28 protein-coding genes are annotated in these 26,691 nt (G+C 52.8%); 14 read left to right on the top strand and 14 right to left on the bottom strand.

Features of this window, described 5'->3' with window-relative positions:
• Nucleotide 1: 1 nt before the first annotated feature.
• The 3 genes from OGY19_RS11105 to rplU all read right to left on the bottom strand — a co-directional run bounded on the left by OGY19_RS11105 (nt 2) and on the right by rplU (nt 1,682).
• Nucleotides 2-967 (bottom strand): DMT family transporter, encoded by a 966-nt coding sequence (locus OGY19_RS11105; RefSeq protein WP_048213413.1) that lies wholly within the window; start codon nt 965-967, stop codon nt 2-4.
• A gap of 126 nt (nt 968-1,093) precedes the next feature.
• Nucleotides 1,094-1,351, bottom strand: a complete 258-nt coding sequence (gene rpmA, locus OGY19_RS11100; RefSeq protein WP_003025030.1) for a 50S ribosomal protein L27 — start codon at nt 1,349-1,351, stop codon at nt 1,094-1,096.
• A gap of 19 nt (nt 1,352-1,370) precedes the next feature.
• The gene (rplU, locus tag OGY19_RS11095) at nt 1,371-1,682 is read right to left on the bottom strand and encodes a 50S ribosomal protein L21 (RefSeq protein WP_003025032.1); all 312 of its coding nucleotides are present in this window, start codon (nt 1,680-1,682) and stop codon (nt 1,371-1,373) included.
• 258 nt (nt 1,683-1,940) lie between these two features.
• Here rplU and ispB point away from each other — a divergent pair, with 258 nt between their 5' ends.
• Nucleotides 1,941-2,912, top strand: coding sequence for an octaprenyl diphosphate synthase (ispB, locus tag OGY19_RS11090; protein WP_048213414.1), 972 nt, complete (start codon nt 1,941-1,943; stop codon nt 2,910-2,912).
• A 222-nt stretch (nt 2,913-3,134) separates the two neighbouring features.
• A complete protein-coding gene (gene sfsB / locus OGY19_RS11085; protein WP_048213415.1) occupies nt 3,135-3,419 on the top strand; it encodes a DNA-binding transcriptional regulator SfsB in 285 nt (94 codons plus the stop codon).
• 57 nt (nt 3,420-3,476) lie between these two features.
• Here sfsB and murA read toward each other — a convergent pair whose 3' ends face one another.
• From murA to mlaF, 7 genes are all read right to left on the bottom strand, one after another.
• A complete protein-coding gene (murA, locus tag OGY19_RS11080; protein WP_048213416.1) occupies nt 3,477-4,736 on the bottom strand; it encodes a UDP-N-acetylglucosamine 1-carboxyvinyltransferase in 1,260 nt (419 codons plus the stop codon).
• Nucleotides 4,737-4,789: 53 nt separating this feature from the next.
• Entirely contained in the window at nt 4,790-5,044 is a 255-nt protein-coding gene (gene ibaG / locus OGY19_RS11075) for a BolA family iron metabolism protein IbaG (RefSeq protein ID WP_005121314.1), read from the bottom strand.
• Nucleotides 5,045-5,213: 169 nt separating this feature from the next.
• The gene (mlaB, locus tag OGY19_RS11070) at nt 5,214-5,507 is read right to left on the bottom strand and encodes a lipid asymmetry maintenance protein MlaB (protein ID WP_101741914.1); all 294 of its coding nucleotides are present in this window, start codon (nt 5,505-5,507) and stop codon (nt 5,214-5,216) included.
• Entirely contained in the window at nt 5,507-6,142 is a 636-nt protein-coding gene (gene mlaC, locus OGY19_RS11065) for a phospholipid-binding protein MlaC (protein ID WP_048213418.1), read from the bottom strand. The genes mlaB and mlaC overlap by 1 nt, the downstream gene beginning before the upstream one ends.
• Before the next feature lie 18 nt (nt 6,143-6,160).
• On the bottom strand, nt 6,161-6,718 hold the full coding sequence (gene mlaD, locus OGY19_RS11060) for an outer membrane lipid asymmetry maintenance protein MlaD (RefSeq protein WP_048213507.1): 558 nt from the start codon (nt 6,716-6,718) through the stop codon (nt 6,161-6,163).
• A gap of 4 nt (nt 6,719-6,722) precedes the next feature.
• Complete coding sequence (mlaE, locus tag OGY19_RS11055) at nt 6,723-7,505, bottom strand: lipid asymmetry maintenance ABC transporter permease subunit MlaE (protein ID WP_048213419.1); 783 nt, start codon at nt 7,503-7,505, stop codon at nt 6,723-6,725.
• A gap of 7 nt (nt 7,506-7,512) precedes the next feature.
• Complete coding sequence (mlaF, locus tag OGY19_RS11050; protein ID WP_048213420.1) at nt 7,513-8,325, bottom strand: phospholipid ABC transporter ATP-binding protein MlaF; 813 nt, start codon at nt 8,323-8,325, stop codon at nt 7,513-7,515.
• A 214-nt stretch (nt 8,326-8,539) separates the two neighbouring features.
• On the opposite strand from mlaF, the gene OGY19_RS11045 reads away from it, so the two are divergent.
• The 11 genes from OGY19_RS11045 (at nt 8,540) to npr (ending at nt 16,465) form a co-directional block, all read left to right on the top strand.
• Entirely contained in the window at nt 8,540-9,517 is a 978-nt protein-coding gene (locus OGY19_RS11045; protein ID WP_048213421.1) for a calcium/sodium antiporter, read from the top strand.
• Between the two features lie 13 nt (nt 9,518-9,530).
• The gene (gene kdsD / locus OGY19_RS11040) at nt 9,531-10,517 is read left to right on the top strand and encodes an arabinose-5-phosphate isomerase KdsD (protein ID WP_048213422.1); all 987 of its coding nucleotides are present in this window, start codon (nt 9,531-9,533) and stop codon (nt 10,515-10,517) included.
• A gap of 20 nt (nt 10,518-10,537) precedes the next feature.
• Nucleotides 10,538-11,104: a 3-deoxy-manno-octulosonate-8-phosphatase KdsC gene (gene kdsC / locus OGY19_RS11035; RefSeq protein WP_005121322.1), complete on the top strand. Its 567-nt coding sequence runs from the start codon at nt 10,538-10,540 to the stop codon at nt 11,102-11,104.
• Nucleotides 11,101-11,676 (top strand): LPS export ABC transporter periplasmic protein LptC, encoded by a 576-nt coding sequence (gene lptC, locus OGY19_RS11030; RefSeq protein ID WP_048213423.1) that lies wholly within the window; start codon nt 11,101-11,103, stop codon nt 11,674-11,676. Before kdsC ends, lptC begins: the two co-directional genes overlap by 4 nt.
• Nucleotides 11,645-12,199, top strand: coding sequence for a lipopolysaccharide ABC transporter substrate-binding protein LptA (gene lptA / locus OGY19_RS11025; protein ID WP_048213424.1), 555 nt, complete (start codon nt 11,645-11,647; stop codon nt 12,197-12,199). The genes lptC and lptA overlap by 32 nt, the downstream gene beginning before the upstream one ends.
• 6 nt (nt 12,200-12,205) lie before the next feature.
• Nucleotides 12,206-12,931, top strand: a complete 726-nt coding sequence (gene lptB / locus OGY19_RS11020) for an LPS export ABC transporter ATP-binding protein (RefSeq protein WP_048213425.1) — start codon at nt 12,206-12,208, stop codon at nt 12,929-12,931.
• A gap of 46 nt (nt 12,932-12,977) precedes the next feature.
• On the top strand, nt 12,978-14,411 hold the full coding sequence (gene rpoN, locus OGY19_RS11015) for an RNA polymerase factor sigma-54 (protein WP_048213426.1): 1,434 nt from the start codon (nt 12,978-12,980) through the stop codon (nt 14,409-14,411).
• Between the two features lie 22 nt (nt 14,412-14,433).
• On the top strand, nt 14,434-14,721 hold the full coding sequence (gene hpf / locus OGY19_RS11010) for a ribosome hibernation promoting factor (RefSeq protein ID WP_005121327.1): 288 nt from the start codon (nt 14,434-14,436) through the stop codon (nt 14,719-14,721).
• An 83-nt stretch (nt 14,722-14,804) separates the two neighbouring features.
• The gene (gene ptsN, locus OGY19_RS11005) at nt 14,805-15,296 is read left to right on the top strand and encodes a PTS IIA-like nitrogen regulatory protein PtsN (RefSeq protein ID WP_048213427.1); all 492 of its coding nucleotides are present in this window, start codon (nt 14,805-14,807) and stop codon (nt 15,294-15,296) included.
• Nucleotides 15,297-15,341: 45 nt separating this feature from the next.
• Nucleotides 15,342-16,196, top strand: a complete 855-nt coding sequence (gene rapZ, locus OGY19_RS11000; RefSeq protein WP_048213428.1) for an RNase adapter RapZ — start codon at nt 15,342-15,344, stop codon at nt 16,194-16,196.
• Nucleotides 16,193-16,465: a PTS phosphocarrier protein NPr gene (gene npr, locus OGY19_RS10995; RefSeq protein ID WP_003828770.1), complete on the top strand. Its 273-nt coding sequence runs from the start codon at nt 16,193-16,195 to the stop codon at nt 16,463-16,465. Before rapZ ends, npr begins: the two co-directional genes overlap by 4 nt.
• A gap of 11 nt (nt 16,466-16,476) precedes the next feature.
• Here npr and mtgA read toward each other — a convergent pair whose 3' ends face one another.
• From mtgA to mnmL, 4 genes are all read right to left on the bottom strand, one after another.
• Nucleotides 16,477-17,196, bottom strand: coding sequence for a monofunctional biosynthetic peptidoglycan transglycosylase (mtgA, locus tag OGY19_RS10990; protein WP_048213429.1), 720 nt, complete (start codon nt 17,194-17,196; stop codon nt 16,477-16,479).
• Nucleotides 17,193-17,846, bottom strand: coding sequence for an isoprenoid biosynthesis glyoxalase ElbB (gene elbB / locus OGY19_RS10985; RefSeq protein ID WP_115601396.1), 654 nt, complete (start codon nt 17,844-17,846; stop codon nt 17,193-17,195). Before elbB ends, mtgA begins: the two co-directional genes overlap by 4 nt.
• 229 nt (nt 17,847-18,075) lie before the next feature.
• Complete coding sequence (gene arcB, locus OGY19_RS10980; protein WP_048213431.1) at nt 18,076-20,412, bottom strand: aerobic respiration two-component sensor histidine kinase ArcB; 2,337 nt, start codon at nt 20,410-20,412, stop codon at nt 18,076-18,078.
• 197 nt (nt 20,413-20,609) lie between these two features.
• Complete coding sequence (mnmL, locus tag OGY19_RS10975) at nt 20,610-21,539, bottom strand: tRNA modification radical SAM protein MnmL/YtqA (RefSeq protein ID WP_115601395.1); 930 nt, start codon at nt 21,537-21,539, stop codon at nt 20,610-20,612.
• Between the two features lie 686 nt (nt 21,540-22,225).
• Here mnmL and gltB point away from each other — a divergent pair.
• Nucleotides 22,226-26,686, top strand: coding sequence for a glutamate synthase large subunit (gene gltB, locus OGY19_RS10970; RefSeq protein WP_147293143.1), 4,461 nt, complete (start codon nt 22,226-22,228; stop codon nt 26,684-26,686).
• Nucleotides 26,687-26,691: the final 5 nt, after the last annotated feature.

Genomic DNA, 26,691 nt, shown 5'->3' with positions numbered 1-26,691 from the left:
ATCATTCGCCTGAGCGGGGTTGCGAAACCACCGTTTCATGCTTACGTAAACCGCCCCAAATTCGATGACCAATGGCGGAATACATCGCGCCCGCAACCACGATAAACGCACCGAGATAACCTAAAAGGTTTAGCATCGGTCTGGCGAAGAAATCGGGCCAGGCCAGTGATAATAAATCTGAAAATAACAACGTAAACAGCGGCGTGAGCGTAATTATGGCGCTCACCTGCGCCGCCTGCCAGCGAGCCATTGCTTCCGCAAGGGCACCGTATCCTACCAGCGTATTCAGGCCGCAGAACACGAGGCAGGCAAGCTGCCAGTCGCTGAGTTGCGCTATTACACCGGGCTTAGCCAGCGGCAACAGCGCTATCGTACATAAAGTGTACAGTAAAAACAGGATCTGCGGTGATGCCAGGCGGCGCAATAACACCTTTTGCGCGACCCCATAACACACCCAAACCGTCGCGGCACCGACACCAAAGATCACACCCCAGGTGTAATCGGTCAGCCGGGTAAAAATTTCGATCAGACTGGTATTAAAAAACAACACCAATCCGCTCAGAAGCATAATAGCGCCAATAATCTGCGTGCCGCGCATCTTCTCCTTCAGGATAAAGACGCTGGCGATCATCATGCCAACCGGTGACAGTTGACCGATAACCTGCGAAGCCGTTGGGCTCAAATATTGCAAGGATGAACTAAACAGAATGAAGTTACCGAACAGCCCACCGGTAGCGATAGCCAGCAGTACCAGCCAACGCGCTTTGCGAAAAATACGCAATGGAGGGAGCTTTTTTTTAACCGCAAGAATAGCGCCAAGGCCAATACTTGCCATTAAAAAACGGTAAAACACCACGGTAGGAGGCTCCATCACCTCCAGCACTTGCTTCATCGCTATTGGTAAAGCCCCCCAACAGACAGCTGTCGTGAGTGCTAACAGAATACCAATGCCTGCCTGCTGCTTCATGCCGTATTCCCTGCAAGGGCTCGTTTCCGGGTTGTCACGCGCGACGAGCGTATTTACCGGCCGTCGAATGTAAAAAGCCCCGCAACGTGTTGCGGGGCTTTTATCCGTTACCGGGACGCGAAAAACTTATTCAGCAACGATGCTGATGAATTTACGGTTTTTCGGGCCTTTCACTTCAAATTTCACTTTACCGTCTGCTTTAGCAAACAGAGTGTGGTCTTTGCCGCAACCAACGTTGGAGCCAGCGTGGAATTTAGTACCACGTTGACGAACGATGATGCTACCAGCCAGAACTGTTTCACCGCCGAAGCGTTTTACGCCCAGACGTTTAGCTTCTGAATCGCGACCGTTACGAGTCGAGCCGCCAGCCTTTTTATGTGCCATTTAATCTGCTCCCCTTAACTTAAGCGCTGATGCCAGTGATTTTCACATCAGTGAACCACTGACGATGGCCCTGCTGCTTACGGTAGTGTTTACGACGACGAAACTTAACAATTTTAACTTTCTCGCCACGACCGTGAGCAACGACTTCAGCTTTGATAACGCCGCCATCAACGAAAGGAACGCCGATTTTGACTTCTTCACCGTTTGCGATCATCAGAACTTCAGCGAACTCAACAGATTCGCCAGTTGCGATGTCCAGCTTTTCCAGGCGAACGGTCTGACCTTCGCTTACTCGGTGTTGTTTACCACCACTTTGGAAAACCGCGTACATAAAAAACTCCGCTTCCGCGCACACCTTTTTGATGATTCAGAGTGCGCTATAAATATTCACAATAGGGCGCGAATATTACGCAAAACGCGAGCCTTTGACAAGTGCTACCGTCAATACATGAAGAAAAAAAACACAACGTGTACCGTAACGTTTATCTGCGGCGTTTTTTCAGTACAATCAGCATATATTTCTAACCCTAAACCCGACGTTACCTTCTCAAATAGTGAGGTAATCGGGGCGAGAAGCCCGGCTTTTGCGATGAATTTAGAAAAAATCAATGAGTTAACCGCGCAAGATATGGCGGGGGTCAATGCGACAATCCTTGAACAGCTCAATTCCGACGTCCAGTTGATCAATCAATTGGGGTACTACATCGTGAGCGGCGGCGGAAAACGCATTCGTCCAATGATCGCTGTACTCGCGGCGCGCGCTGTTGGTTATCAGGAAAATGCCCACGTCACGATCGCTGCCTTAATCGAGTTTATCCACACCGCGACCCTGCTTCATGACGATGTAGTGGATGAATCCGATATGCGCCGTGGGAAAGCCACGGCGAATGCAGCCTTTGGTAATGCGGCCAGCGTTCTGGTCGGCGATTTTATCTATACCCGCGCCTTTCAGATGATGACCAGCCTCGGTTCGCTGAAAGTGCTGGAAGTGATGTCTAAAGCGGTCAACGTTATTGCTGAAGGCGAAGTCCTGCAGTTAATGAACGTCAATGACCCGGATATCACCGAAGAAAACTATATGCGTGTTATCTACAGCAAGACGGCTCGTCTGTTTGAAGCCGCGGCCCAATGTTCAGGTATCCTTGCAGGTTGTAGCGATGAGCAAGAGAAAGGCCTGCAGGATTATGGCCGTTACCTTGGCACCGCTTTCCAGCTTATCGACGATTTACTGGATTACAGCGCAGATGGCGAGCAGTTGGGTAAAAACGTCGGGGATGACCTCAACGAAGGTAAACCTACGCTACCGCTACTGCATGCGATGCGTCACGGCACTCCTGAGCAGGCGCAAATGATTCGCCAGGCGATTGAGCAAGGTAATGGTCGCCACCTTCTGGAGCCGGTTCTGGAAGCAATGAACGCTTGCGGATCACTGGAATGGACCCGTCAACGTGCAGAAGAAGAAGCCGATAAAGCCATCGCGGCGCTTCAGGTACTTCCAGATACTCCGTGGAAAGAAGCCCTGATTGGCCTGGCGCATATCGCCGTACAGCGCGACCGTTAATTTCCCTCGTCTCGCTTCCCAGCATCCCGTGCAACACACGGGATGTTCTTATAAGCTCTAAAAAAATCACAAAAACAATCAAACAACATGTATGACCTTGGCATATTCTGAATATGTAAGCACTTTACGAGAACATTTTAGAACATTCGTTCTCGAGGCGTATAGTAACTCCACAGGCTGATTGTGAAACCGTAACTGGTTAACCAAAGGAGATGTGGAACTATGGAAAGCAAATTCATTGACTGGCATCCGGCTGACATCATCGCGGGGCTACGTAAGAAAGGCACGTCAATGGCCGCTGAGTCACGTAAGAATGGCTTGAGTTCATCAACGCTGGCAAATGCGTTAACCCGGCCATGGCCGAAAGGTGAATTGATTATCGCGAGAGCACTGGGAACAGACCCGTGGGTAATTTGGCCGTCACGCTACCATGACACCAGGACGCATGAATTCATCGACAGAACGCGGATGATGAGAGTACGGAAAGAAAAAAAGCGTCTTGAGTAGTGGTGAAACAGCAACCCCCGGATCAACGATCCTGGGGGTTACAACACGCGTAGGCGATTACTCGCCTTTAATGCGCTCTATGTTTGCGCCCAGCGCACGCAATTTATCCTCGATGCGCTCATAGCCGCGATCGATGTGATAAATGCGGTCAACAACCGTTGTGCCTTCAGCGATACATCCCGCTAACACCAAACTTGCTGACGCGCGCAGATCGGTCGCCATTACCTGTGCACCGGAGAGCGTTTCAACGCCGTGACAAATCACAGTATTGCTTTCGATTTCCGCGTGAGCCCCCATACGGCTCAGTTCAGGCACGTGCATAAAGCGGTTCTCAAACACGGTTTCCGTAATGAAGCCTGTCCCTTCGGCCACCAGGTTCAACAGCGTGAACTGGGCCTGCATGTCGGTCGGGAAAGCCGGATGTGGCGCAGTGCGCACATTAACCGCTTTAGGGCGTTTGCCGTGCATGTCGAGGCTAATCCAGTCTTCACCGACTTCGATATCCGCACCGGCATCACGCAGCTTCGCCAGAACAGCATCCAGTGTGTCTGGTTGCGCATTACGGCAGATAATTTTGCCGCGAGAAATCGCCGCCGCCACCAGGAACGTCCCGGTTTCAATACGATCAGGCAGAACGCGATACACACCGCCGCCGAGGCGTTCAACGCCTTCAATGGTGATACGGTCGGTACCCTGCCCTGTGATCTTCGCACCCAGCGCAATCAGGAAATTCGCGGTATCCACAATTTCCGGCTCACGTGCGGCGTTTTCGATGATGGTCGTGCCTTCGGCAAGCGTTGCCGCGCACATGATAGTGACCGTCGCACCGACGCTTACTTTGTCCATCACGATGTGCGCGCCTTTCAGGCGGCCATCAACGGACGCCTTCACATAGCCTTCTTCCAGCTTGATGGTGGCACCTAACTGCTCCAGACCGGTAATGTGCAGGTCAACCGGGCGCGCGCCGATAGTACAGCCGCCCGGCAGAGAAACCTGACCCTGACCAAAACGCGCAACCAGCGGCCCCAATGCCCAGATAGATGCACGCATGGTTTTCACCAGATCGTACGGTGCACAGAAGACGTTAACGTCACGCGCATCAATGTGCACAGACCCATTACGCTCTACTTTCGCCCCCAACTGGCTCAGCAGTTTCATGGAGGTATCTACGTCCTTCAGTTTTGGGACGTTTTGAATTTCTACAGGTTCTTCAGCCAGCAGCGCCGCAAACAGGATCGGCAGTGCGGCATTTTTAGCGCCTGAAATTGTGACTTCGCCCTGGAGCTTGGTTGGCCCCTGAACACGGAATTTATCCATTATTCTGTTCTCTGTTAAGAATTCATCTTCGCTACCGGCATATCACCCGTAGCTCAAAAACCGTTAAGTTTGCGATCGCGCGCCCATTCCGCTGGGGTAAACGCTTTAATTGACACAGCATGAATGCGGTTATCCGCAATATACTCCATCAATGGGCCATAGACCGATTGCTGCTTCTTTACCCGGCTCATGCCGTCAAACATCTCACCCACGGCAATAACCTGAAAGTGACTGCCGTCACCAGAAACGTGGACTTCCTGGAGGGAGAGTGCGTTCATCAGCACGCTCTGAATTTCATTATTTTCCATGGGCTCTTCATTCGTCAGATAGTGAAAACAGCCCAACATCTTAGAGCAAAGTGGCGCTGTCATAAATAAGCAAAAAGCCTCGCTGATAAATCAGACAAGGCTTTGGCGGCAGATCCCCTTCAGGGGTTTTGCCGGATGGCGGCACAAGGCCTTATCCGGCCTACAAAAATTAACGCGGAAGGACGTCGTCAGGCAAATTGTAAAGCTGTGCCAGGGTGTAAACCTTATCGTTAACACCGGTAAGCGAAACGCGATTCCCCTGTTGCTTGCCCTGGTCAACCAGATGCAACAGCAATGCCAGACCACCGGTATCAACCCGGGAAACCTGACTCAGATCGATGCAGGTGACCCCTTTCATCGCCTCAATACGTGCATCCCATAACGGATTTAACACGTCCTGATCCAGCTCTCCCGCGAGCGTAAGCTTGTCACCTTCACGCGTCCAGGTGAGTGACTGCGTCATTATTTCTTCTCTTCCAGGGTGATTTTCTGCTGAGAGATAGATTTCAGCTGTGCGGTCAGGCCATCAATACCTTTCGTGCGCAGCAGGTCGCTCCACTCATTTTGCTTGGTGGTGATCATACTTACGCCTTCGGCGATCATGTCATACGCCTGCCAGTTACCGGTCTGAGAATTTTTACGCCACTGGAAATCCAGACGCACCGGCGGACGTCCGTTTGGATCGATGATGGTTACGCGGATAGGCACAATCGTCGCATCACCCAGCGGCTGTTCCGGCGCGATCTGATAGGTCTGACCGTGGTACATTGCCAGCGCCTGACCGTAAGCCTGCTTCAGGTATTCGCGAAACGCGGCGAAATAAGCGTCACGCTGCGCAGGCGTAGCTTCTTTGTAGTAGCGCCCTAATACCAGCGCCCCCGCATATTTTACTTGCACATACGGCAGCAGCTCCTGATCGACAACCTGACGCAGATAGTCCGGGTTGGAACGAATTTTAGGTTGCTCGTTTTTCAGACGATCGAAAGTTTTCTGCGCCGCCTCATTCATCAGTTTATACGGGTTAGTCTGGTCCGCTGCGGTTGCCACGCTAAGTGGGGCAATGACCAGCATAGCCACCATCATCAATCGTTTAAACATACGTCGATTCTCCTGAGATTATTTCGTTGCGCCCGCAGGCGTAGTGGCTTCATTATTGCCTTCAGTTGCGGCTGGCGCATCGCCAGAATTCTTATTGTCATCACCTTTACTGTTGCTGTTGTAGAGGAATTGACCAATCATATCTTCCAGCACCATCGCGGATTTCGTGTCCTGAATCGTACTGCCATCTTTGAGGATAGACGTTCCCAGCTCAGGATCTTCAAAACCCACGTTTAATGCCAGATACTGCTCACCCAGCAGACCAGAGGTGCGGATGCTCAGCGAGCTGGTGTCCGGGATATGGTTAAAGCGCGATTCGATGTCCAGCGTTACGCGTGGCAGGTAAGTTTTGGGATCTAACGAGATATCCGAAACTCGCCCCACAACAACCCCACCAATCCGCACGGGAGAGCGCTCTCTCAGGCCGCCGATATTATCAAAGGTCGCATAAACCGTGTAGGTTGGTTCAGTACGCATGGAGGTCACATTAGCCGCTTTCAGGCAGACAAATAGCGCCGCCAGCAGCGCAACCAGCAGGAATACCCCAACCCAAATTTCATTTTTTTTCGTTTGCATGAACTCAATTCCCAAACATCAGTGCGGTCAGCACAAAATCCAGCCCCAGAACGGCAAGAGAGGCGTGCACAACGGTGCGTGTCGTAGCCCGGCTAATTCCGGCGGAGGTCGGAATCGCATCATAACCATTGAACAATGCAATCCAGGTGACCGTAATGGCGAACACCACGCTCTTAATCAAACAGTTGACCAGATCCAGACGCCAGTCGACGGCATTTTGCATAGCCGACCAGAAAAAGCCGGCATCAATACCTTTCCAGCTTACGCCAACCAGTGAACCACCCCAGATCCCCACGGCGACAAAAATAATCGTCAGCAGCGGCAATGAAATGACACCCGCCCAAAAACGCGGAGAGACCACTCGACGCAGAGGATCAACCGCCATCATTTCCAGGCTGGAAAGCTGTTCGGTTGCCCGCATCAGGCCGATTTCCGCGGTTAACGCCGATCCGGCTCGCCCGGCGAACAGCAGCGCCGCAACAACCGGCCCCAGTTCTCGCAGCAAGGACAGCGCCACCAGCATACCGAGACTGGTTTCTGCGCTGTAGGTTGTCAGGACCAGGTATCCCTGCAATCCCAGCACCATCCCGATGAACACGCCAGAAACGATAATGATCAGCATCGACAGGACACCGACATTATAGAGCTGGCGGATCAGCAGCGGCGCATGTTTGCGAAACTCCGGCTTGCCGACTACCGCATTGAACAACATTAATCCGGCTCGCCCGAACGTCCTGAGGGTTTTTATTCCCCGATGTCCGAGTGATGCCAGCGCATTTAACAACATGGGTGGCTTAACTCCCTGTTTTGAGTAAATCGGTGTGGTAGTCGCCCGCTGGGTAGCGGAACGGAACCGGCCCATCGGCAATACCATCGAGGAACTGACGCACGCGCGGATCGGCATTTTCTTGTAGTGCCTGAGCACTACCGTAGGCCACTATCTTTTTGTCCGCCATAATATAGGCGTAATCCGCAATACTCAGTACCTCTGGCACATCATGAGAGACCACCACGCAGGTGACGCCCAGCGCGTTGTTCAGTTCTGAAATCAGCTTCACCAGCACACCCATGGTGATAGGATCCTGACCGACGAACGGTTCATCAAACATAATGAGATCTGGCTCCAGCGCAATGGCGCGTGCTAATGCCGCACGTCGCGCCATCCCCCCGGATAATTCAGAAGGCATGAGTTTTGCCGCACCACGCAGGCCGACAGCTTCCAGTTTCATCATCACCGTGCTCTTGAGCAACGCCTTGGGCAGCGTCGTATGCTCACGCAGTGGATAAGCGACGTTGTCAAACACGTTCATGTCGGTAAACAGCGCCCCGGACTGAAACAGCATACTCATGCGCTTACGCACGGTGTACAAACGTGAACGAGACATGGCTGGGACGTTTTCGCCGTCAAACAGGATTTCGCCCTTATCTGGCGGGATCTGCCCGCCAATCAGACGTAACAGCGTCGTTTTGCCGATGCCTGATGGCCCCATGATCGCCGTCACCTTACCGCGCGGCACCGTCAGGGAAATATTATCAAAGATGCAGCGGTCACCTCGGGAAAAGCTGACATCGCGCATATCGACTAGATTCGCCACAGACTGACCCATTGATTCATCCTTTACTATTGCCTCGTTGATCGAAGAGTTGGCGCTCAATTTAGCCCTGAACTCGACATATTTACAGATTATTGCCTGTCCTGGTTAGCGAAAGCTGGCATTTGTTTTACTTTTTAGCCGCATAAAGTCAAAATTAAGAATTCGTTACGGCTTCCAGAAGATCCTTCAAGTGGACCGGCGAGTATACCTGAAGAAAGGACTTTAGATGCTTTTAGCGACGGCACTGTTAATAATTGGTTTACTTCTGGTGGTCTACGGTGCCGACCGTCTGGTATTTGCTGCATCTATTTTATGCCGCACCTTCGGTATCCCCCCCATCATTATTGGAATGACGGTCGTCAGCATCGGCACATCCCTACCTGAGATTATTGTCTCTGTTGCGGCATCAATGAATGGGCAGCTCGATTTAGCCGTCGGTACCGCCATCGGCTCCAACATCACCAATATTCTTCTTATTTTAGGCCTGTCAGCACTCATTCATCCTTTTACCGTGCATTCCGATGTTCTGCGTCGTGAATTACCGTTAATGTTGCTGGTAAGCATTTTGGCCGCGTCCGTTCTGTATGACGGGCAGTTAAGCCGCAGTGATGGCCTCTTTCTTCTGCTTCTGGCCGTGCTATGGCTGCTATTCATTGTTAAAATCGCCCGTCTGGCAGAACGCCAGGGCAATGACAGCCTGACTCGGGAGCAAGTTGCGGAACTGCCTCGCGAAGGCGGATTGCCTGTCGCATTTTTATGGCTGGGGATAGCGCTGATCATTATGCCAATGGCAACGCGTATGGTGGTTGATAACGCCACTGTACTGGCAAATTACTTTGCCATGAGCGAGCTTACTATCGGTTTGACGGTCGTCGCCATTGGTACCAGCCTGCCAGAACTGGCAACCGCCATTGCAGGTTTGCGTAAAGGTGAAAGCGATATTGCCGTCGGTAACATCATCGGCGCTAACATTTTTAATATTGTTATCGTTCTTGGGTTACCTGCACTGATTACACCGGGCGAGGTCAACCCGATGGCCTTCGTCCGGGACTACAGCGTCATGCTGCTGGTGAGCGTTATTTTTGCATTACTCTGCTGGCGACGTCCGCGCCAGATTGGTCGTGGCGCAGGGGCGCTTCTGACCAGCGGTTTTATCATATGGCTGGCGATGCTGTATTGGTTATCGCCACTTCTCGTTGGATAACTGGAAACGCATTATGTCGCACTTAGAGTTGCAACCGGGTTTTGACTTTCAGCAAGCAGGCAAGGAAGTCCTGACAATTGAACGTGAAGGCCTGGCGGAGCTTGATCAGTACATCAACCAGAACTTTACCCTCGCCTGTGAAAAGATTTTCAGTTGCCCGGGCAAAGTCGTGGTGATGGGAATGGGAAAATCAGGGCATATCGGGCGCAAAATGGCCGCTACGTTTGCCAGTACCGGTACGCCCTCATTTTTTGTGCATCCTGGCGAAGCCGCACATGGCGATCTGGGTATGGTGTCACCGCAGGACGTCGTGATTGCCATTTCTAACTCCGGTGAATCTAATGAGATTGCAGCGTTAATTCCGGTGTTAAAACGCCTGCATGTCCCCCTTATTTGCATGACGGGTCGTCCGGAAAGCAGTATGGCGCGTGCAGCAGATGTCCATCTGTGTGTTAAAGTGCCCAAAGAAGCCTGCCCATTAGGTCTGGCACCGACCAGCAGCACGACCGCAACGCTGGTCATGGGCGATGCGCTTGCCGTTGCGTTACTAAAAGCACGCGGCTTCACCGCAGAAGATTTTGCGTTATCTCATCCTGGTGGCGCACTGGGGCGTAAGCTTTTGTTGCGCGTTAACGATATTATGCATACGGGAGACGAAATCCCGCATGTGACCAAAAGCGCCAGCCTGCGTGACGCCTTACTGGAGATCACGCGGAAAAATCTCGGCATGACCGTCATTTGCGATGACGCGATGAAGATTGACGGCATCTTTACGGATGGCGATTTACGTCGTGTCTTCGATATGGGCGTTGATGTACGCCAGTTAGGCATTGCGGATGTGATGACCCCTGGGGGCATTCGCGTGCGTCCAGGGATTCTTGCCGTTGATGCGCTGAACTTAATGCAGTCCCGCCATATCACCTCGGTAATGGTTGCTGATGGCGACCAGTTACTGGGTGTGTTACATATGCATGATCTGCTGCGTGCAGGTGTAGTGTAAGAAACTCAAGGATAAAGAAAATGAGTAAAGCAGGTGCGTCGCTTGCGACCTGTTATGGACCCGTCAGCACTGACGTCATCACCAGGGCAGAAAACATCCGTCTGCTGATCCTTGATGTGGATGGCGTACTGTCTGATGGTCTGATTTATATGGGCAACAACGGTGAAGAGCTGAAGGCGTTTAACGTCCGCGATGGCTACGGAATTCGCTGCGCGCTCACTTCCGGCATTGAGGTTGCCATTATTACCGGACGAAAGGCTAAACTTGTAGAAGATCGCTGTGCCACATTAGGGATCACACATCTGTATCAGGGGCAGTCGGACAAACTGGTTGCCTTTGGCGATCTGCTTAGCAAACTGGCGATCGCGCCTGAGAATGTGGCGTATGTTGGCGATGATCTGATCGACTGGCCGGTGATGGCAAAAGTGGGATTAAGCGTAGCGGTAGCGGATGCTCATCCGTTGCTGATCCCGCGGGCCGATTACGTCACCCGTATCGACGGGGGACGCGGCGCAGTGCGCGAAGTCTGCGACTTATTACTGCTGGCGCAGGGCAAACTGGATGAGGCCAAAGGGCAATCGATATGAGCAAAACCAGACGTTGGGTTATCATTCTACTGTCGCTGGCTGTCCTTGTGATGATTGGTATTAACCTGGCAGACAAAGACGACACCGCTCAGGTTGTCGTTAATAACAACGAGCCAACCTATAAGAGCGAGCATACCGACACCGTCGTGTACAGCCCTGAGGGCGCGCTGAGCTATCATTTGATCGCGCAACACGTTGAATATTATTCAGATCAAGCAGTTTCGTGGTTCACTCAACCGGTGTTAACCACGTTTGATAAGGACAAAGTACCGACCTGGTCAATCAAGGCCGATAAAGCCAAATTGACCAACGATCGGATGCTGTACCTGTATGGCCATGTTGAGGTTAACGCGCTGGTGCCTGACTCTCAACTACGCAGAATTACTACCGATAACGCGCAGATCAACCTTGTGACGCAAGATGTCACTTCCGATGATCTGGTCACGTTGTATGGAACAACATTTAACTCCAGCGGACTGAAGATGCGCGGCAACTTACGCAGCAAGAACGCCGAGCTGATTGAAAAGGTTAGAACCTCATATGAAATCCAAAACAAACAAACTCAGCCTTAATCTTGTGCTTGCCAGCTCACTTCTGGCCGCCAGCATTCCGGCATTCGCCGTCACTGGCGATACCGAGCAGCCGATCCACATTGAATCGGACCAGCAGTCTCTGGATATGCAGGGCAACGTGGTGACGTTTACCGGCAATGTCATCGTGACTCAGGGCACGATCAAAATTAATGCCGATAAGGTCGTCGTCACGCGTCCGGGCGGTGAAGACGGTAAAGAAGTGATTGACGGTTATGGCAATCCGGCGACCTTTTACCAGATGCAGGACAATGGTAAACCGGTTAAAGGCCGCGCCTCACAGATGCACTATGAGCTGGCAAAAGATTTCGTCGTCCTTACCGGTAAGGCTTATCTGGAACAACTCGATAGCAACATCACGGGCGATAAGATCACCTATCTGGTAAAAGAACAGAAAATGCAGGCCTTCAGTGAAAAAGGCAAACGCGTCACCACCGTTCTGGTTCCGTCGCAATTGCAGGACAAAAACAAGACCAAGGCTCCGGCAGAGAAAAAAGGTAACTGATTCGTTATGGCAACATTAACTGCAAAGAATCTTGCAAAAGCCTACAAAGGCCGTCGTGTGGTGGAAGATGTCAGCCTGACCGTCAACTCCGGGGAGATCGTCGGTCTGCTCGGCCCTAACGGTGCGGGCAAAACAACAACCTTTTACATGGTTGTCGGCATTGTCCCGCGCGATGCGGGCAACATTATCATTGATGACGAAGATATCAGTCTGTTACCCCTGCATGCGCGTGCCCGTCGCGGTATCGGCTACTTACCGCAGGAAGCCTCTATTTTTCGTCGCCTGAGCGTATTTGATAACCTGATGGCGGTACTGCAAATTCGTGACGATCTTTCCAGCGAGCAGCGTGAAGATCGCGCCAATGAGCTGATGGAAGAATTCCATATCGAACATCTGCGTGACAGCCTTGGACAGGCACTCTCCGGTGGGGAACGCCGCCGTGTGGAGATCGCCCGCGCACTGGCCGCTAATCCAAAATTTATCCTGTTGGATGAACCCTTTGCCGGTGTTGACCCAATTTCCGTCATTGATATCAAACGTATTATTGAACACCTGCGCGACAGCGGGCTTGGCGTGCTGATTACCGACCATAACGTGCGCGAAACGCTGGCTGTTTGTGAGCGCGCCTACATTGTGAGCCAGGGACACCTGATCGCACACGGTACGCCGACAGAAATCCTGCAGGACGAGCACGTTAAACGCGTATACCTTGGGGAAGACTTCAGACTCTGATAGGGTAGTAGACTTCACGTCACCGCAGGAGACAACAACTCTGAACATGAAGCAAGGTTTGCAACTCAGGCTTAGCCAACAACTGGCGATGACGCCTCAGCTACAACAGGCTATCCGTCTGTTGCAGTTGTCCACGCTGGAACTTCAGCAAGAACTTCAGCAAGCGCTGGAAAGTAACCCACTGCTCGAGCAAACCGATCTTCACGACGAAATTGATACCCAGGAAAAGCAGGATAGCGAATCCCTCGATACGGCTGACGCACTCGAACAAAAAGAGATGCCAGAAGAGCTGCCGCTGGATGCCAGTTGGGATGAGATTTACACCGCAGGGACGCCGTCTGGCACCAGCGGGGATTACATTGACGACGAACTGCCTGTGTATCAGGGTGAAACCACGCAATCGCTGCAAGATTACCTGATGTGGCAGGTGGAACTGACCCCATTCTCAGATACCGATCGTGCTATTGCCACGTCAATTGTGGATGCAGTCGACGAAACGGGCTATCTCACCGTCACGCTGGACGACATTCTCGACAGCATGGGCGATGACGACATCGGTATCGATGAAATCGAAGCCGTGCTTAAACGCGTTCAGCGTTTTGATCCCGTGGGCGTGGCGGCAAAAGATCTCCGCGACTGCTTACTGATCCAACTTTCACAGTTTGATAAAGTCACGCCGTGGCTGGAAGAAGCACGCCTGATCATCAGCGATCACCTTGATCTGCTCGCCAACCACGACTTCCGCACCCTGATGCGCGTAACCCGACTGAAAGAAGATGTGCTGAAAGAAGCCGTCAATCTTATCCAGTCGCTTGACCCAAGACCTGGACAATCTATCCAGACCGGTGAACCAGAGTACGTCATCCCGGATGTGCTGGTGCGTAAGCATAACGATCGCTGGGTAGTCGAACTCAACAGTGACAGCATTCCGCGTTTACAGATCAACCAACACTACGCCGCCCTGTGCAATAACGCGCGCAATGATGCTGACAGCCAGTTCATTCGTAGCAACCTGCAGGATGCAAAATGGCTGATTAAAAGTCTGGAAAGCCGCAATGACACGCTATTGCGCGTTAGCCGCTGTATCGTTGAGCAACAGCAAGCCTTCTTTGAGCAAGGCGAAGAGTATATGAAACCGATGGTTCTGGCCGATATCGCCCAGGCCGTCGAGATGCATGAATCGACCATTTCCCGAGTGACCACGCAAAAGTATCTGCACAGTCCGCGCGGCATTTTTGAATTGAAGTATTTCTTCTCCAGTCACGTTAACACTGAAGGTGGAGGCGAAGCCTCTTCTACAGCTATCCGCGCATTGGTGAAGAAATTAATTGCTGCGGAAAACCCCGCGAAACCGCTGAGTGACAGCAAGTTAACCTCTATGCTGTCAGAACAAGGTATCATGGTGGCACGCCGCACCGTTGCGAAGTACCGAGAGTCTTTATCCATTCCGCCGTCTAACCAGCGCAAACAGCTGGTTTGACCCAACCGATAAGGAAGACACTATGCAGCTCAACATCACTGGAAATAACGTCGAAATCACTGAGGCCCTGCGCGACTTTGTCACCACAAAGTTTGCCAAGCTTGAGCAATATTTCGACCGGATTAATCAGGTCTATATTGTGTTGAAAGTGGAGAAGGTCACACACATCTCGGATGCAACACTGCATGTGAACGGTGGCGAAATTCATGCCAGCGCGGAAGGTCAGGATATGTACGCCGCCATTGACGGTTTAATTGATAAACTGGCTCGGCAGTTAACAAAACATAAAGATAAACTGAAACAGCACTAACTTGTCCGGGCAGTTAGCGGGTGCAGGACGGCCTGTTGTGCAGCACAACGGGCCATTTGTACAGTTAGCGCTTAGGTGAAATTATGACAAATAACGATACGACTCTACAACTGAGCAATGTTCTTAACCAGGAATGTACGCGCGCGGCCGTTCACTGCCAAAGCAAGAAACGCGCACTGGAAATCATCAGTGAACTGGCGGCCAAACAACTCAGCTTGCCTCCTCAGGTGGTATTTGAAGCCATTCTGACGCGCGAAAAAATGGGCAGTACCGGTATTGGCAATGGTATTGCCATTCCGCATGGAAAGCTGGAAGAAGACACCCTGCGTGCGGTTGGTGTATTTGTTCAACTTGAAACGCCAATCGCGTTCGATGCCATTGATAATCAACCCGTCGATCTGCTTTTCGCCCTGCTGGTCCCGGCGGACCAAACCAAGACGCATTTGCATACATTGTCACTGGTTGCCAAACGCCTGGCAGATAAAACCATCTGTCGTCGCCTGCGCGCCGCACAGAGTGACCAGGAGTTGTATCAAATCATCACTGACACCGAAGGTGGACAGGATGAAGCATAACAACCCAATGGCATCCTTTTCTGTCGTTGTGAGGAGAAACAGTACATGGTACTGATGATCGTCAGCGGTCGTTCTGGGTCAGGTAAGTCTGTCGCCCTGCGTGCGCTGGAAGATATGGGTTTTTACTGCGTGGATAACCTTCCCGTCGTGTTGTTGCCCGAACTGGCTCGAACCCTCGCCGATCGCCAGATATCTGCGGCTGTCAGCATTGATGTGCGCAATATGCCCGAATCCCCGGAGATTTTTGAGCAGGCCATGAGTAACCTGCCTGAAGGCTTCTCACCGCAACTGCTGTTCCTTGATGCCGACCGTAACACGCTGATTCGCCGCTACAGCGATACGCGCCGTTTACACCCGCTGTCCAGCAAGAACTTGTCTCTGGAAAGCGCTATCGATAAAGAAAGCGATTTACTGGAGCCGTTGCGTTCACGCGCTGACCTGATCGTAGACACCTCTGAAATGTCCGTGCACGAACTGGCGGAAATGTTGCGTACCCGGCTGCTGGGCAAACGTGAACGTGAATTGACGATGGTATTCGAATCCTTTGGTTTCAAACACGGTATTCCGATCGACGCGGATTACGTATTTGACGTGCGCTTCCTGCCTAACCCACACTGGGATCCGAAGCTGCGCCCGATGACCGGTCTTGACCGCCCCGTCGCGGCCTTCCTCGACAGACACACAGAAGTACACAATTTTATCTACCAGACTCGCAGCTATCTTGAGCTATGGTTACCCATGCTGGAGACCAACAACCGCAGCTACCTCACTGTAGCCATCGGCTGTACCGGCGGGAAACACCGTTCGGTGTATATTGCAGAGCAACTGGCAGACTACTTCCGCTCACGCGGTAAAAACGTGCAGTCACGCCATCGTACGTTGGAAAAACGCAAATCATGACCGTGAAGCAAACTGTTGAAATCACGAATAAGCTGGGCATGCATGCCCGGCCGGCAATGAAACTGTTTGAGCTAATGCAGGGTTTTGAAGCAGAAGTTCTGCTGCGTAATGATGAAGGGACGGAAGCCGAGGCAAACAGTGTTATCGCTCTGCTGATGCTGGATTCCGCCAAAGGACGCCAGATAGAAGTTGAAGCCACGGGTCCGCAGGAGGTTGAGGCTCTGGCAGCCGTGATTGCGCTGTTTAATTCGGGGTTTGATGAAGATTAGGGCAGCATCGACTAATACAGCTTATTTTCACGCATAAACGACTCACCGCCCAGCTGGCGCATTTGGCGCATGATCCACGCCTGACGACTGCGTACATAGCCGGAAGGCGCACTCGCCTTAAAACGTAACGGATTGGGCAGCACCGCCGCCAGCAATGCCGCTTCAGACGGGCTAAGACGGCTGGCGGGTTTATGGAAATAGCGCTGTGATGCAGCCTCTACACCGAATACTCCATCGCCAAACTCCGCAATATTCAAATAAACCGTCAGGATTCGTTTCTTGCTCCAGACGGTTTCTATCCCAAGCGTTAACCCGGCCTCGAGCCCTTTGCGCACCCAGCTACGCCCATCCCACAAAAAGAGGTTTTTTGCCGTTTGTTGCGATAACGTCGAAGCGCCCCGAATACGGTTTTCATTACGTTCGTTATGCGCCAGCGCTTTCTCTATCGCTGAGACATCAAATCCCCAGTGATCGGGAAATTTCTGGTCCTCAGCGGCAATGACCGCCAGCCCCATCCACGGTGATATCTCATCCATACTGACCCAGTCAGAATGCGCCACATAGCCGAAATTACCCTGTATCCAGGCACCAAGCTGCCGCTCAATCATGACCGCTGAGAAAGGAACGGGCATCACGCTGAAGAGCGCTATACCCCCGCCCCAAAACACGGCGAGGACAATAACCGCCCGCAGAAGCAGACGTCGCAGAAAGGCGGTAGCCCCTTTTCTCATTCAGCCAGTACCAGAACACGCGAGACCAGTTTGTCGATCCCACTCGCCGCCTGAGCGATATCCTGCGCCAGCATGTAAGCAGGCGTGGTGACAACTTTATTATCTTCATCAACCACAATGTCATCGACCGGGCAAGGCACATGTTCAGCGCCCATCTCTTCCAGTACTTCCGCTGTATCGATGTCAGTGCCAATGGTCAGACGCAGCGGGAAGTCAAAAATCTTAGGTAACATAGCAGGAGCAATACACATGAATCCAAGAGGTTTACCGGTCTGATGCAGCGCCTTCGCCAGAGCAGCTAAGTCGCTATCAATCCGACACTCACTGCCCTGGCTGGCAAAATTGCTCAGATTTTTTGCTGCGCCAAACCCGCCAGGCACAATTAGCGCATCCAGCTCCGTTGCGACCGCCTGGGCCAGGGGACGAATATCACCACGCGTAATACGCGCAGCTTCAATCAGGACATTGCGCGTTTCCGGCATCGGCTCGCCCGTCAGATGATTAATCACATCCGCCTGCTGTTTATCTGGGGCAAAGCAGATAGCTTGAGCGCCATTGCGGGCAATAGCCAGCAGCGTGAGTACGGCTTCGTGAATTTCTGCACCGTCATACACGCCACATCCGCTGAGCACTACGCCAACTTTTTTCATCGTGATACTCCTTTCGCAACTGACTGAAGCATATTAATAATTCTGATTAGAATGCCACGCTTCACACATTTAACTGATTCATGTAACAAATTATTTAAGATTTGCTATCTTAACTGCGTGCGGCCTGAAAATTAGGGCTGCGCCCTTGTAAACAATGATAATAATTTACGGCGCAGCCACGATTTCCCTGGTGTTGGCGCAGTATTCGCGCACCCCGGTCAAGCCGGGGTCATTTTTTTTCCACGCTCGCAACCCAGGCTCTTAACACCGCCACGTCGTGCTGCCACTCCTGCTTCATCTCTTCAATCCATTCAGCCACGTTATCTTCCCAAGCAGGAAGGTCGGGTGATTGAATTTGCTGACCCAACTGTTGCAGGTGGCGCAGACCGACAGATCCGGCTGCACCTTTAATTTTATGGCCTTCCTCAACCACGCCTTTTTTATCACGGGCAGTCAGATTAGACTCCAGCACGCTCAAATATCCTGGCATCATTTTCTCAAACACCGCCAGACCGTCGGTGATCAGCTTCGGCCCGACCAGTTCGAGGTATTGTTCCAACATGGGAATATCTAACAGCGCTTGCGATTTACTGCTTTCTTCAGACGTCACAGTGCTCTCCTCTTCGTTTCGGGTATCCCAGTATTTTTTGATCATGGCGGTTAACGCCGGAACTGACAGCGGCTTACTCAGCACGTCGTCCATTCCTGCATCCAGATATTCTTTTTTATCTTTCAGTACGTTGGCGGTGAGAGCCACCAGCGGCGGCAGATCTTCACGGGCGTATTTTTGCGTCAGTTCTCGTGAGATATCGAGCCCTGTCATATCCGGTAGCTGAATATCCAGCAGCACCAGGTCATATTCACCCGGTTTGAACATGTCCAGCGCGGCTTTCCCGGTCATGGCGACATCCACGCTGTTGCCCAGCTTTTCCAGCACCGAACGCGCAACAATAACGTTCAGTTCAATGTCTTCCACCAGCAGCACATTCAGGGCTGGTAACGGCATTTCATCGTCTTCAAAAGCATCTTCAATTTCTTCTGCCACGGCAGGAGCATGCACGGTTAGCGTAAAGATGGAGCCTTTTCCGGCCTGGCTGGAAACCGTAATATCACCGCCCATGTTTTTCGCCAGACGCTTCGAGACGGCCAGTCCAATCCCGGTTCCCGTTGCCGGTTTACCACCATGGCTGTCCTTCACCTGATAGTACATGGCGAAAATTTTATCCTGCTCATCCTGTGGAATACCGATCCCGGAATCCTCCACCTCAAAATGCAGTATGTCTCCCTCGTCATAGCGCGCCCGTACGGTCACCTGCCCCTGCTGAGTAAACTTCACGGCGTTGCTGATCAGATTCCACAGAATCTGGCGCAAACGCGTTCCGTCGGTGATGACCTTATGTGGCAGCGGTAGCGTCGGCTCAAGCACAAAGCGCAATCCTTTTTGTTGCGCCTGCAAGCCGGAGAGGTTTTCCAGATCCGCCATAAAACTGGTGAAATCAACAGGCTGGTTATCGAGCTGGACTTTACGCCGCTCCATCTTATCCATGTCAATAATATCGTTGAAAATATTCCCCAGCGTCACGGCGGAAACATGGATAGTTTTGAGATATTTTTCCTGCTCAGCGGTTAAATCTGTATCCAACAGGATCCGGCTTAAGCCGACAATGCCGTTAAGCGGAGTGCGCAGCTCGTGGCTGATGGTGGAAATGAAAGTGGTCTTATCACGGCTGGCGCGCTCAAGCGCGTCCTGATAACGCTTCCGCTCGGTAATATCGCGCCCAAAGCCCATCAGGCCATGTCGCTTACCTACGCGGTCATAGTAAGGCACTTTACGAATTTCAAAGCAGGCTTTGCGCCCATCCGGGTAGTCCAGCCACTGTTCATAGGTGAGCGAGACGTTATGACGGAATACCTTCTCGTCGGTTTCAATCACCTTTTCAGCCGCCTCTGGCGAATACACATCAGCCGGCTTTAGATTCACCAGTTGCTTTTCGCTCTTACCGGTCAGCAGCTCCATAGCACGGTTACAGCCGGAAAATTCTTTATCTTCATTGCGATAAAAAACCAGGTCCGGTGAAGCATCAAGGAAAGAACGTAAAAATGAAGATTGTTGCTCGAGCTGGATCTGCGCTTCTTCGCGCTCTTTGATTTCAACCTTCAGTTGTTCGAACGTTTCCTGGCGCTCCGCTTCGGCTTTTTCGCGCTCGACAATTTCCTGGTTGAGCTGGGCAATATTATCTTTCAACTGCACATTGAGCTTGAGATCGCGCTCGCGCATCTCTTCCAGCTTTTGTACCAGTCGTGACAAGCGTTGCCGGGACTCTTCCAGTTGCTCCACCACCACAGAAAGGAAGTAGACGGCCCAGGGGGTAATTAACAGGCCAAAAAAGATAGAACGGATGACATCAATGCTTTCTACCTGGCCATGCAGCACCATGGTGACAGCCATCTGCACCACAATTGCCAACACAACCAAAGCTAGCGCCAACAGCAGCGAAAAGCGCACCAGACCTAACTTCATCATCAGGTCGACATAGTATTGCGCCAGCATACGAATTTGCTTCATAGAGGGTTCCTTCACGACAACTTGGCACAATAATACTCAATTCTCAGCGTGACGTTGAAGATTGTGCAAGAAATGCGGGGGTTATCGGTGAAATGACTGGGTAGGCGGTAGGCCGGATAAGGCATAGCCGCCATCCGGCAATGTGCGCCGGGCCACCTGATGGCGCGCAGCTTTCAGGCCTACATGACTACGGAGGGTTAGATCCCCGGCTGAATCCACGGCGTACCCAGCGCCGAGCCTTGCACGCCGTGCTCATTAAGGTACTTATCCAGTTCAACCATCCCGGTCCAGCGGTTTTCACACCATAGCGGTGCCAGCAGCGTTGGGCGACGCGCGCTGGCAGAAATGCGATGATAAATCACCTCTGGCGGCGTATGGCGGATCATCTCTCCGGCGGTAACCGTATAATCGTCCAGTTCAATACCGTTCAGCCGTCCGGCCTCCCAGGCTTTCGCCATCGTACTGCCTTTGACGATATGCAGAGGATGCAGCTTAATACCGTCGACGCCTGTCTCTACCACACGTTCCATCGTTTGCAGGCATTCCGCTTGCCCTTCACCAGGCAGACCGACAATCAGGTGCGAACACACTTTCAGCCCGCGTTCACGCGCCAGTTGGGTCGTTCGCTGATAACAGGCAAAATCATGCCCACGATTAATGCGATGCAGCGTCTTGTCATGGGCCGTTTGCAAGCCCAGTTCCAGCCACACTTCGTAGCCCTGATCCTTGTACTCGCATAGCAGATCGAGCACGGCACCCGGCACACAGTCAGGGCGCGTGCCAACGCATAACCCGACGATGCTGGCCTGACTAACCGCCTGTTGGTACATCGAACGCAGCACCTGTACTTCCGCAAAGGTACTGGTATAAGCCTGAAAATAGGCCAGATAGCGCTTCGCGCGATTCACTAATTGCGCCTGATGCTCAAGCTGTTCAGCGATAGAATGATGCTGCTGCGCTTCGTCAGCAAAAGAGGCGACATTACAGAAGGTACATCCGCCACGTCCAATGGTGCCATCGCGATTTGGGCAGCTAAAGCCGCCGTGCAGCGTGAGCTTATGAACCTTTTGCCCATAACGGCGAGAAAGATCCCCACCAAACATATTGACTAATTTCTGTAACTGCATAATCTGGTAGACCGCGCCTTGAAAAGAGGCCAAAGCCTGCCATTTTTTGCCCCAGTCGGCGATGACCTGGATCAATCGCCCTGGCGAGCCTTTATTTATTGCATAACAAATCAAAATAATTGAAATTTCATTCAATCTAAATCTAATTACTTTTCCTTATATTCAGCGGTTTTTTTTATCTTCTTATACTCTCAGCGCAAAAACAGTATCTTTAAGACGCCGGAACTCTAAAAACCAGCATAAAATGCCAGTTATCTCGATAAATAAAGGGAGGACGAGGGATATCAGGCCTTTCTGACAGTGAGACAGATCACACTTCCAGGGGTATACTCCTCAGGTTAAATCAATGTAAAAAATCCTTTTATTTCAACATTTTCATAAAGTTAATCGCCCTATAGCACATTTTTGCATAAATAAGATTGCCATTTGACCTGTGTGTGGATTCCCGATAACTTGGAAATCCGCTGGAAGCTTTCTGGATGAGCAGTCTGCTCATCATATTTATGCAGTAATTGAGATTCCCTCTGAAGCAAGTCCTCAAACTTGTTTGACCTATGCGAAAAGGATAAAGAGGGCGAATGCGAGGTGAGCGTATGAAACGCAAACCCCGTCGCCATGCTCTTGGTGTGCCCGTGCGCAAACGGTATCGGAGAGGTGTCCCGCAGAGCCTGGGGAGGTTCACTGATATGTTGTACGATAAATCCCTTGAGAAGGATAACTGTGGTTTCGGCCTGATCGCCCACATAGAAGGCGAACCTAGCCACAAGGTAGTGCGTACCGCCATACACGCACTGGCACGTATGCAGCACCGTGGCGCAATTCTTGCCGATGGCAAAACCGGCGATGGTTGCGGCTTGCTGTTACAAAAACCTGACCGCTTTTTCCGCATTGTTGCGCAAGAGCGCGGCTGGCGTTTAGCTAAAAACTACGCCGTCGGCATGATCTTTTTAAATAAAGACCCTGAACTGGCGGCGGCATCTCGTCGCATTGTTGAAGAAGAATTACAGCAGGAGACCCTGTCGATCGTAGGCTGGCGCGACGTGCCAACCAACGAAGGTGTTCTCGGTGAAATAGCCCTTTCCTCCCTGCCTCGTATCGAGCAAATTTTTGTTAACGCCCCTGCGGGCTGGCGTCCGCGTGATATGGAGCGTCGCCTGTTCATCGCGCGTCGTCGTATCGAAAAACGCCTCCTGCAAGACAAAGATTTCTACGTCTGTAGCTTGTCGAACCTGGTCAATATCTATAAAGGTCTGTGTATGCCGGCGGATCTGCCGCGCTTCTACCTGGACCTCGCAGACCTGCGTCTGGAATCGGCCATCTGCCTGTTCCACCAGCGCTTCTCCACCAACACCGTACCGCGCTGGCCGCTGGCGCAGCCGTTCCGCTATCTGGCGCACAACGGTGAAATCAACACCATCACGGGCAACCGCCAGTGGGCGCGCGCCCGTACCTATAAGTTCCAGACCCCGCTGATCCCGGATCTGCACGACGCCGCGCCATTTGTTAACGAAACCGGCTCAGACTCCAGTTCGATGGACAACATGCTGGAACTGCTGCTGGCAGGCGGGATGGACATCATCCGTGCAATGCGCTTACTGGTTCCACCGGCATGGCAGAACAACCCGGATATGGATCCGGAGCTGCGCGCGTTCTTTGACTTTAACTCCATGCACATGGAACCGTGGGACGGCCCAGCGGGCATCGTCATGTCCGACGGCCGCTTTGCCGCCTGTAACCTTGACCGTAACGGCTTGCGTCCGGCACGCTACGTCATCACCAAAGACAAGCTGATTACCTGCGCCTCTGAAGTCGGGATCTGGGATTATCAGCCGGATGAAGTGGTAGAGAAAGGCCGCGTCGGCCCTGGCGAGCTGATGGTTATCGATACCCGCAGCGGGCGCATTCTCCACTCCGCCGAAACCGATGATGACCTGAAAAGCCGTCACCCATACAAAGAGTGGATGGAGAAAAACGTCCGCCGCCTGGTACCGTTCGAAGACCTGGCTGACGATCAGGTCGGCAGCCGTGAACTGGACGATGACACCCTCGCCAGCTATCAGAAACAGTTTAACTACAGCGCTGAAGAGCTGGATTCCGTGATCCGCGTGCTCGGCGAAAACGGCCAGGAAGCGGTCGGTTCAATGGGTGACGATACCCCGTTTGCCGTACTCTCCAGCCAGCCGCGCATCATTTATGACTACTTCCGCCAGCAGTTCGCGCAGGTCACCAACCCGCCGATCGACCCGCTGCGTGAAGCGCACGTCATGTCGCTGGCCACCAGCATCGGTCGTGAGATGAACGTCTTCTGCGAAGCTGAAGGTCAGGCACACCGCCTGAGCTTTAAATCGCCGATCCTGCTGTACTCCGATTTCACCCAGCTTACCACCATGAAAGAGGAGCATTATCGCGCTGACCGTCTGGATATCACCTTCGACGCGACCGAAACTACGCTCGAAGAGACCGTCAAAGCATTGTGCGATAAGGCGGAACAGATGGTGCGCAACGGCACGGTGCTGCTGGTACTCTCTGACCGCAACATCGCTAAAAATCGTCTGCCGGTTCCGGCGCCGATGGCCGTGGGCGCAGTGCAAACGCGTCTGGTAGAACAAAGCCTGCGCTGCGACGCCAACATCATCGTTGAAACCGCCAGTGCCCGCGATCCGCACCATTTTGCCGTCCTGCTCGGTTTTGGCGCGACGGCAATCTATCCGTATCTCGCGTATGAAACATTGGGACGTCTGATCGACACTCAGGCGATTGCCAAAGATTACCGGACCGTGATGCTGAACTACCGTAACGGCATCAACAAAGGTCTGTACAAAATCATGTCCAAAATGGGCATCTCGACCATTGCCTCCTACCGCTGCTCGAAGCTGTTTGAAGCCGTAGGTCTGCACGATGATGTGGTTGCGTTGTGCTTCCAGGGCGTGGTCAGCCGTATTAGCGGTGCAGGGTTTACCGACTTCCAGCAGGATCTGCTGAACCTCTCCAAACATGCATGGCTGGCGCGTAAACCTATCAGCCAGGGCGGTTTGCTGAAGTACGTCCATGGCGGCGAATACCACGCCTACAACCCGGACGTGGTGCGCACGCTACAACAGGCGGTGCAAAGCGGCGAGTATAGCGACTATCAGGAATACGCCAAGCTGGTTAATGAGCGCCCGGCAGCCACGCTGCGCGATTTGCTGACGATCACTCCTGGTGATGAAGCCGTCAGCATTGACGAGGTAGAACCCGCAACCGAACTGTTTAAACGTTTTGATACTGCGGCCATGTCTATCGGCGCATTAAGCCCGGAAGCACACGAAGCGCTGGCCGAAGCGATGAACAGCATCGGCGGTAACTCGAACTCCGGCGAAGGCGGCGAAGACCCGGCGCGCTACGGCACCAACAAAGTGTCGCGGATTAAGCAGGTGGCTTCTGGTCGCTTCGGCGTGACCCCGGCGTATCTGGTGAACGCCGACGTGATTCAGATTAAAGTCGCTCAGGGTGCGAAGCCGGGTGAAGGCGGTCAGTTACCGGGCGACAAAGTCACCCCGTACATCGCCAAACTGCGCTATTCGGTACCGGGCGTGACGCTGATCTCCCCGCCGCCGCACCACGATATCTACTCTATCGAGGACTTAGCGCAGCTGATTTTCGACCTCAAACAGGTCAACCCGAAAGCGATGATCTCGGTGAAACTGGTTTCCGAACCGGGCGTCGGCACTATCGCCACCGGCGTGGCGAAAGCCTATGCGGATCTGATCACCATCGCGGGTTACGATGGCGGCACCGGCGCAAGCCCGCTGTCATCGGTGAAATACGCGGGCTGTCCGTGGGAGCTGGGGCTGGTGGAAACTCAACAGGCGCTGGTGGCTAATGGCCTGCGTCACAAGATTCGTCTGCAGGTCGATGGCGGTTTGAAAACCGGCGTCGATATCATTAAAGCGGCGATTCTGGGGGCTGAGAGCTTCGGTTTCGGTACCGGCCCAATGGTCGCGCTGGGCTGCAAATACCTGCGTATTTGCCACCTGAATAACTGTGCAACCGGCGTGGCGACTCAGGACGACAAACTACGTAAGAACCACTATCACGGCCTGCCGTTCAAAGTGACCAACTACTTTGAATTTATCGCTCGTGAAGTTCGCGAGCTGATGGCTTCGCTAGGCGTTACCCGCCTGGTGGATCTGATTGGTCGCACCGACCTGCTCAAAGAGCTGGAAGGGTTTACCGCCAAGCAGCAAAAGCTGGAGCTGTCTCGTCTGCTGGAAACCGCCGAACCACATCCTGGTAAAGCGCTGCATTGCACCGAGAACAACCCACCGTTTGATAATGGCGTGCTGAACGCCCAGCTGTTGCAGCAGGCGAAGCCGTTCGTCGACGAGCGCCAGAGCAAAACCTTCTGGTTCGATATCCGCAACACCGACCGTTCCGTCGGCGCATCGCTGTCGGGCTATATCGCTCAGACGCATGGCGATCAGGGGCTGGCGTCTGACCCGATCAAAGCGCACTTCAGCGGTACTGCAGGCCAGAGCTTTGGCGTGTGGAACGCGGGCGGCGTGGAGCTGTATCTGACCGGCGATGCCAACGACTATGTCGGTAAAGGCATGGCGGGTGGTCTGCTGGCAGTGCGTCCTCCGGTTGGCTCAGCTTTCCGTAGCCATGAGGCGAGCATCATCGGTAACACCTGCCTGTATGGCGCCACCGGTGGTCGCCTGTTTGCTGCGGGTCGTGCGGGTGAGCGCTTTGCGGTGCGTAACTCCGGCGCAATCACCGTGGTTGAAGGAATTGGCGACAACGGCTGTGAATACATGACCGGCGGCATCGTCTGTATTCTCGGCAAAACCGGCGTTAACTTCGGTGCGGGCATGACCGGCGGATTCGCCTACGTGCTCGACGAAGACGGTGAATTCCGCAAACGCGTGAACCCGGAACTGGTCGAAGTGCTGAGCGTGGACTCTTTGGCTATCCACGAAGAGCACCTGCGCGGTCTGATTACCGAGCACGTACAGCATACCGGATCTTCACATGGCGAAGAGATCCTGGCGAACTGGCCAGCATTCTCGGCGAAATTCGCCCTGGTAAAACCAAAGTCCAGTGATGTGAAAGCACTGTTGGGTCACCGTAGTCGTAGCGCAGCAGAGCTGCGTGTGCAGGCGCAGTAAGGGGT

The sequence above is a fragment of the Citrobacter sp. Cy070 genome, assembly GCF_030332245.1.
GTDB classification, from domain to species: domain Bacteria; phylum Pseudomonadota; class Gammaproteobacteria; order Enterobacterales; family Enterobacteriaceae; genus Citrobacter; species Citrobacter youngae.
This window is presented reverse-complemented; position numbering and strand designations above follow the sequence as displayed.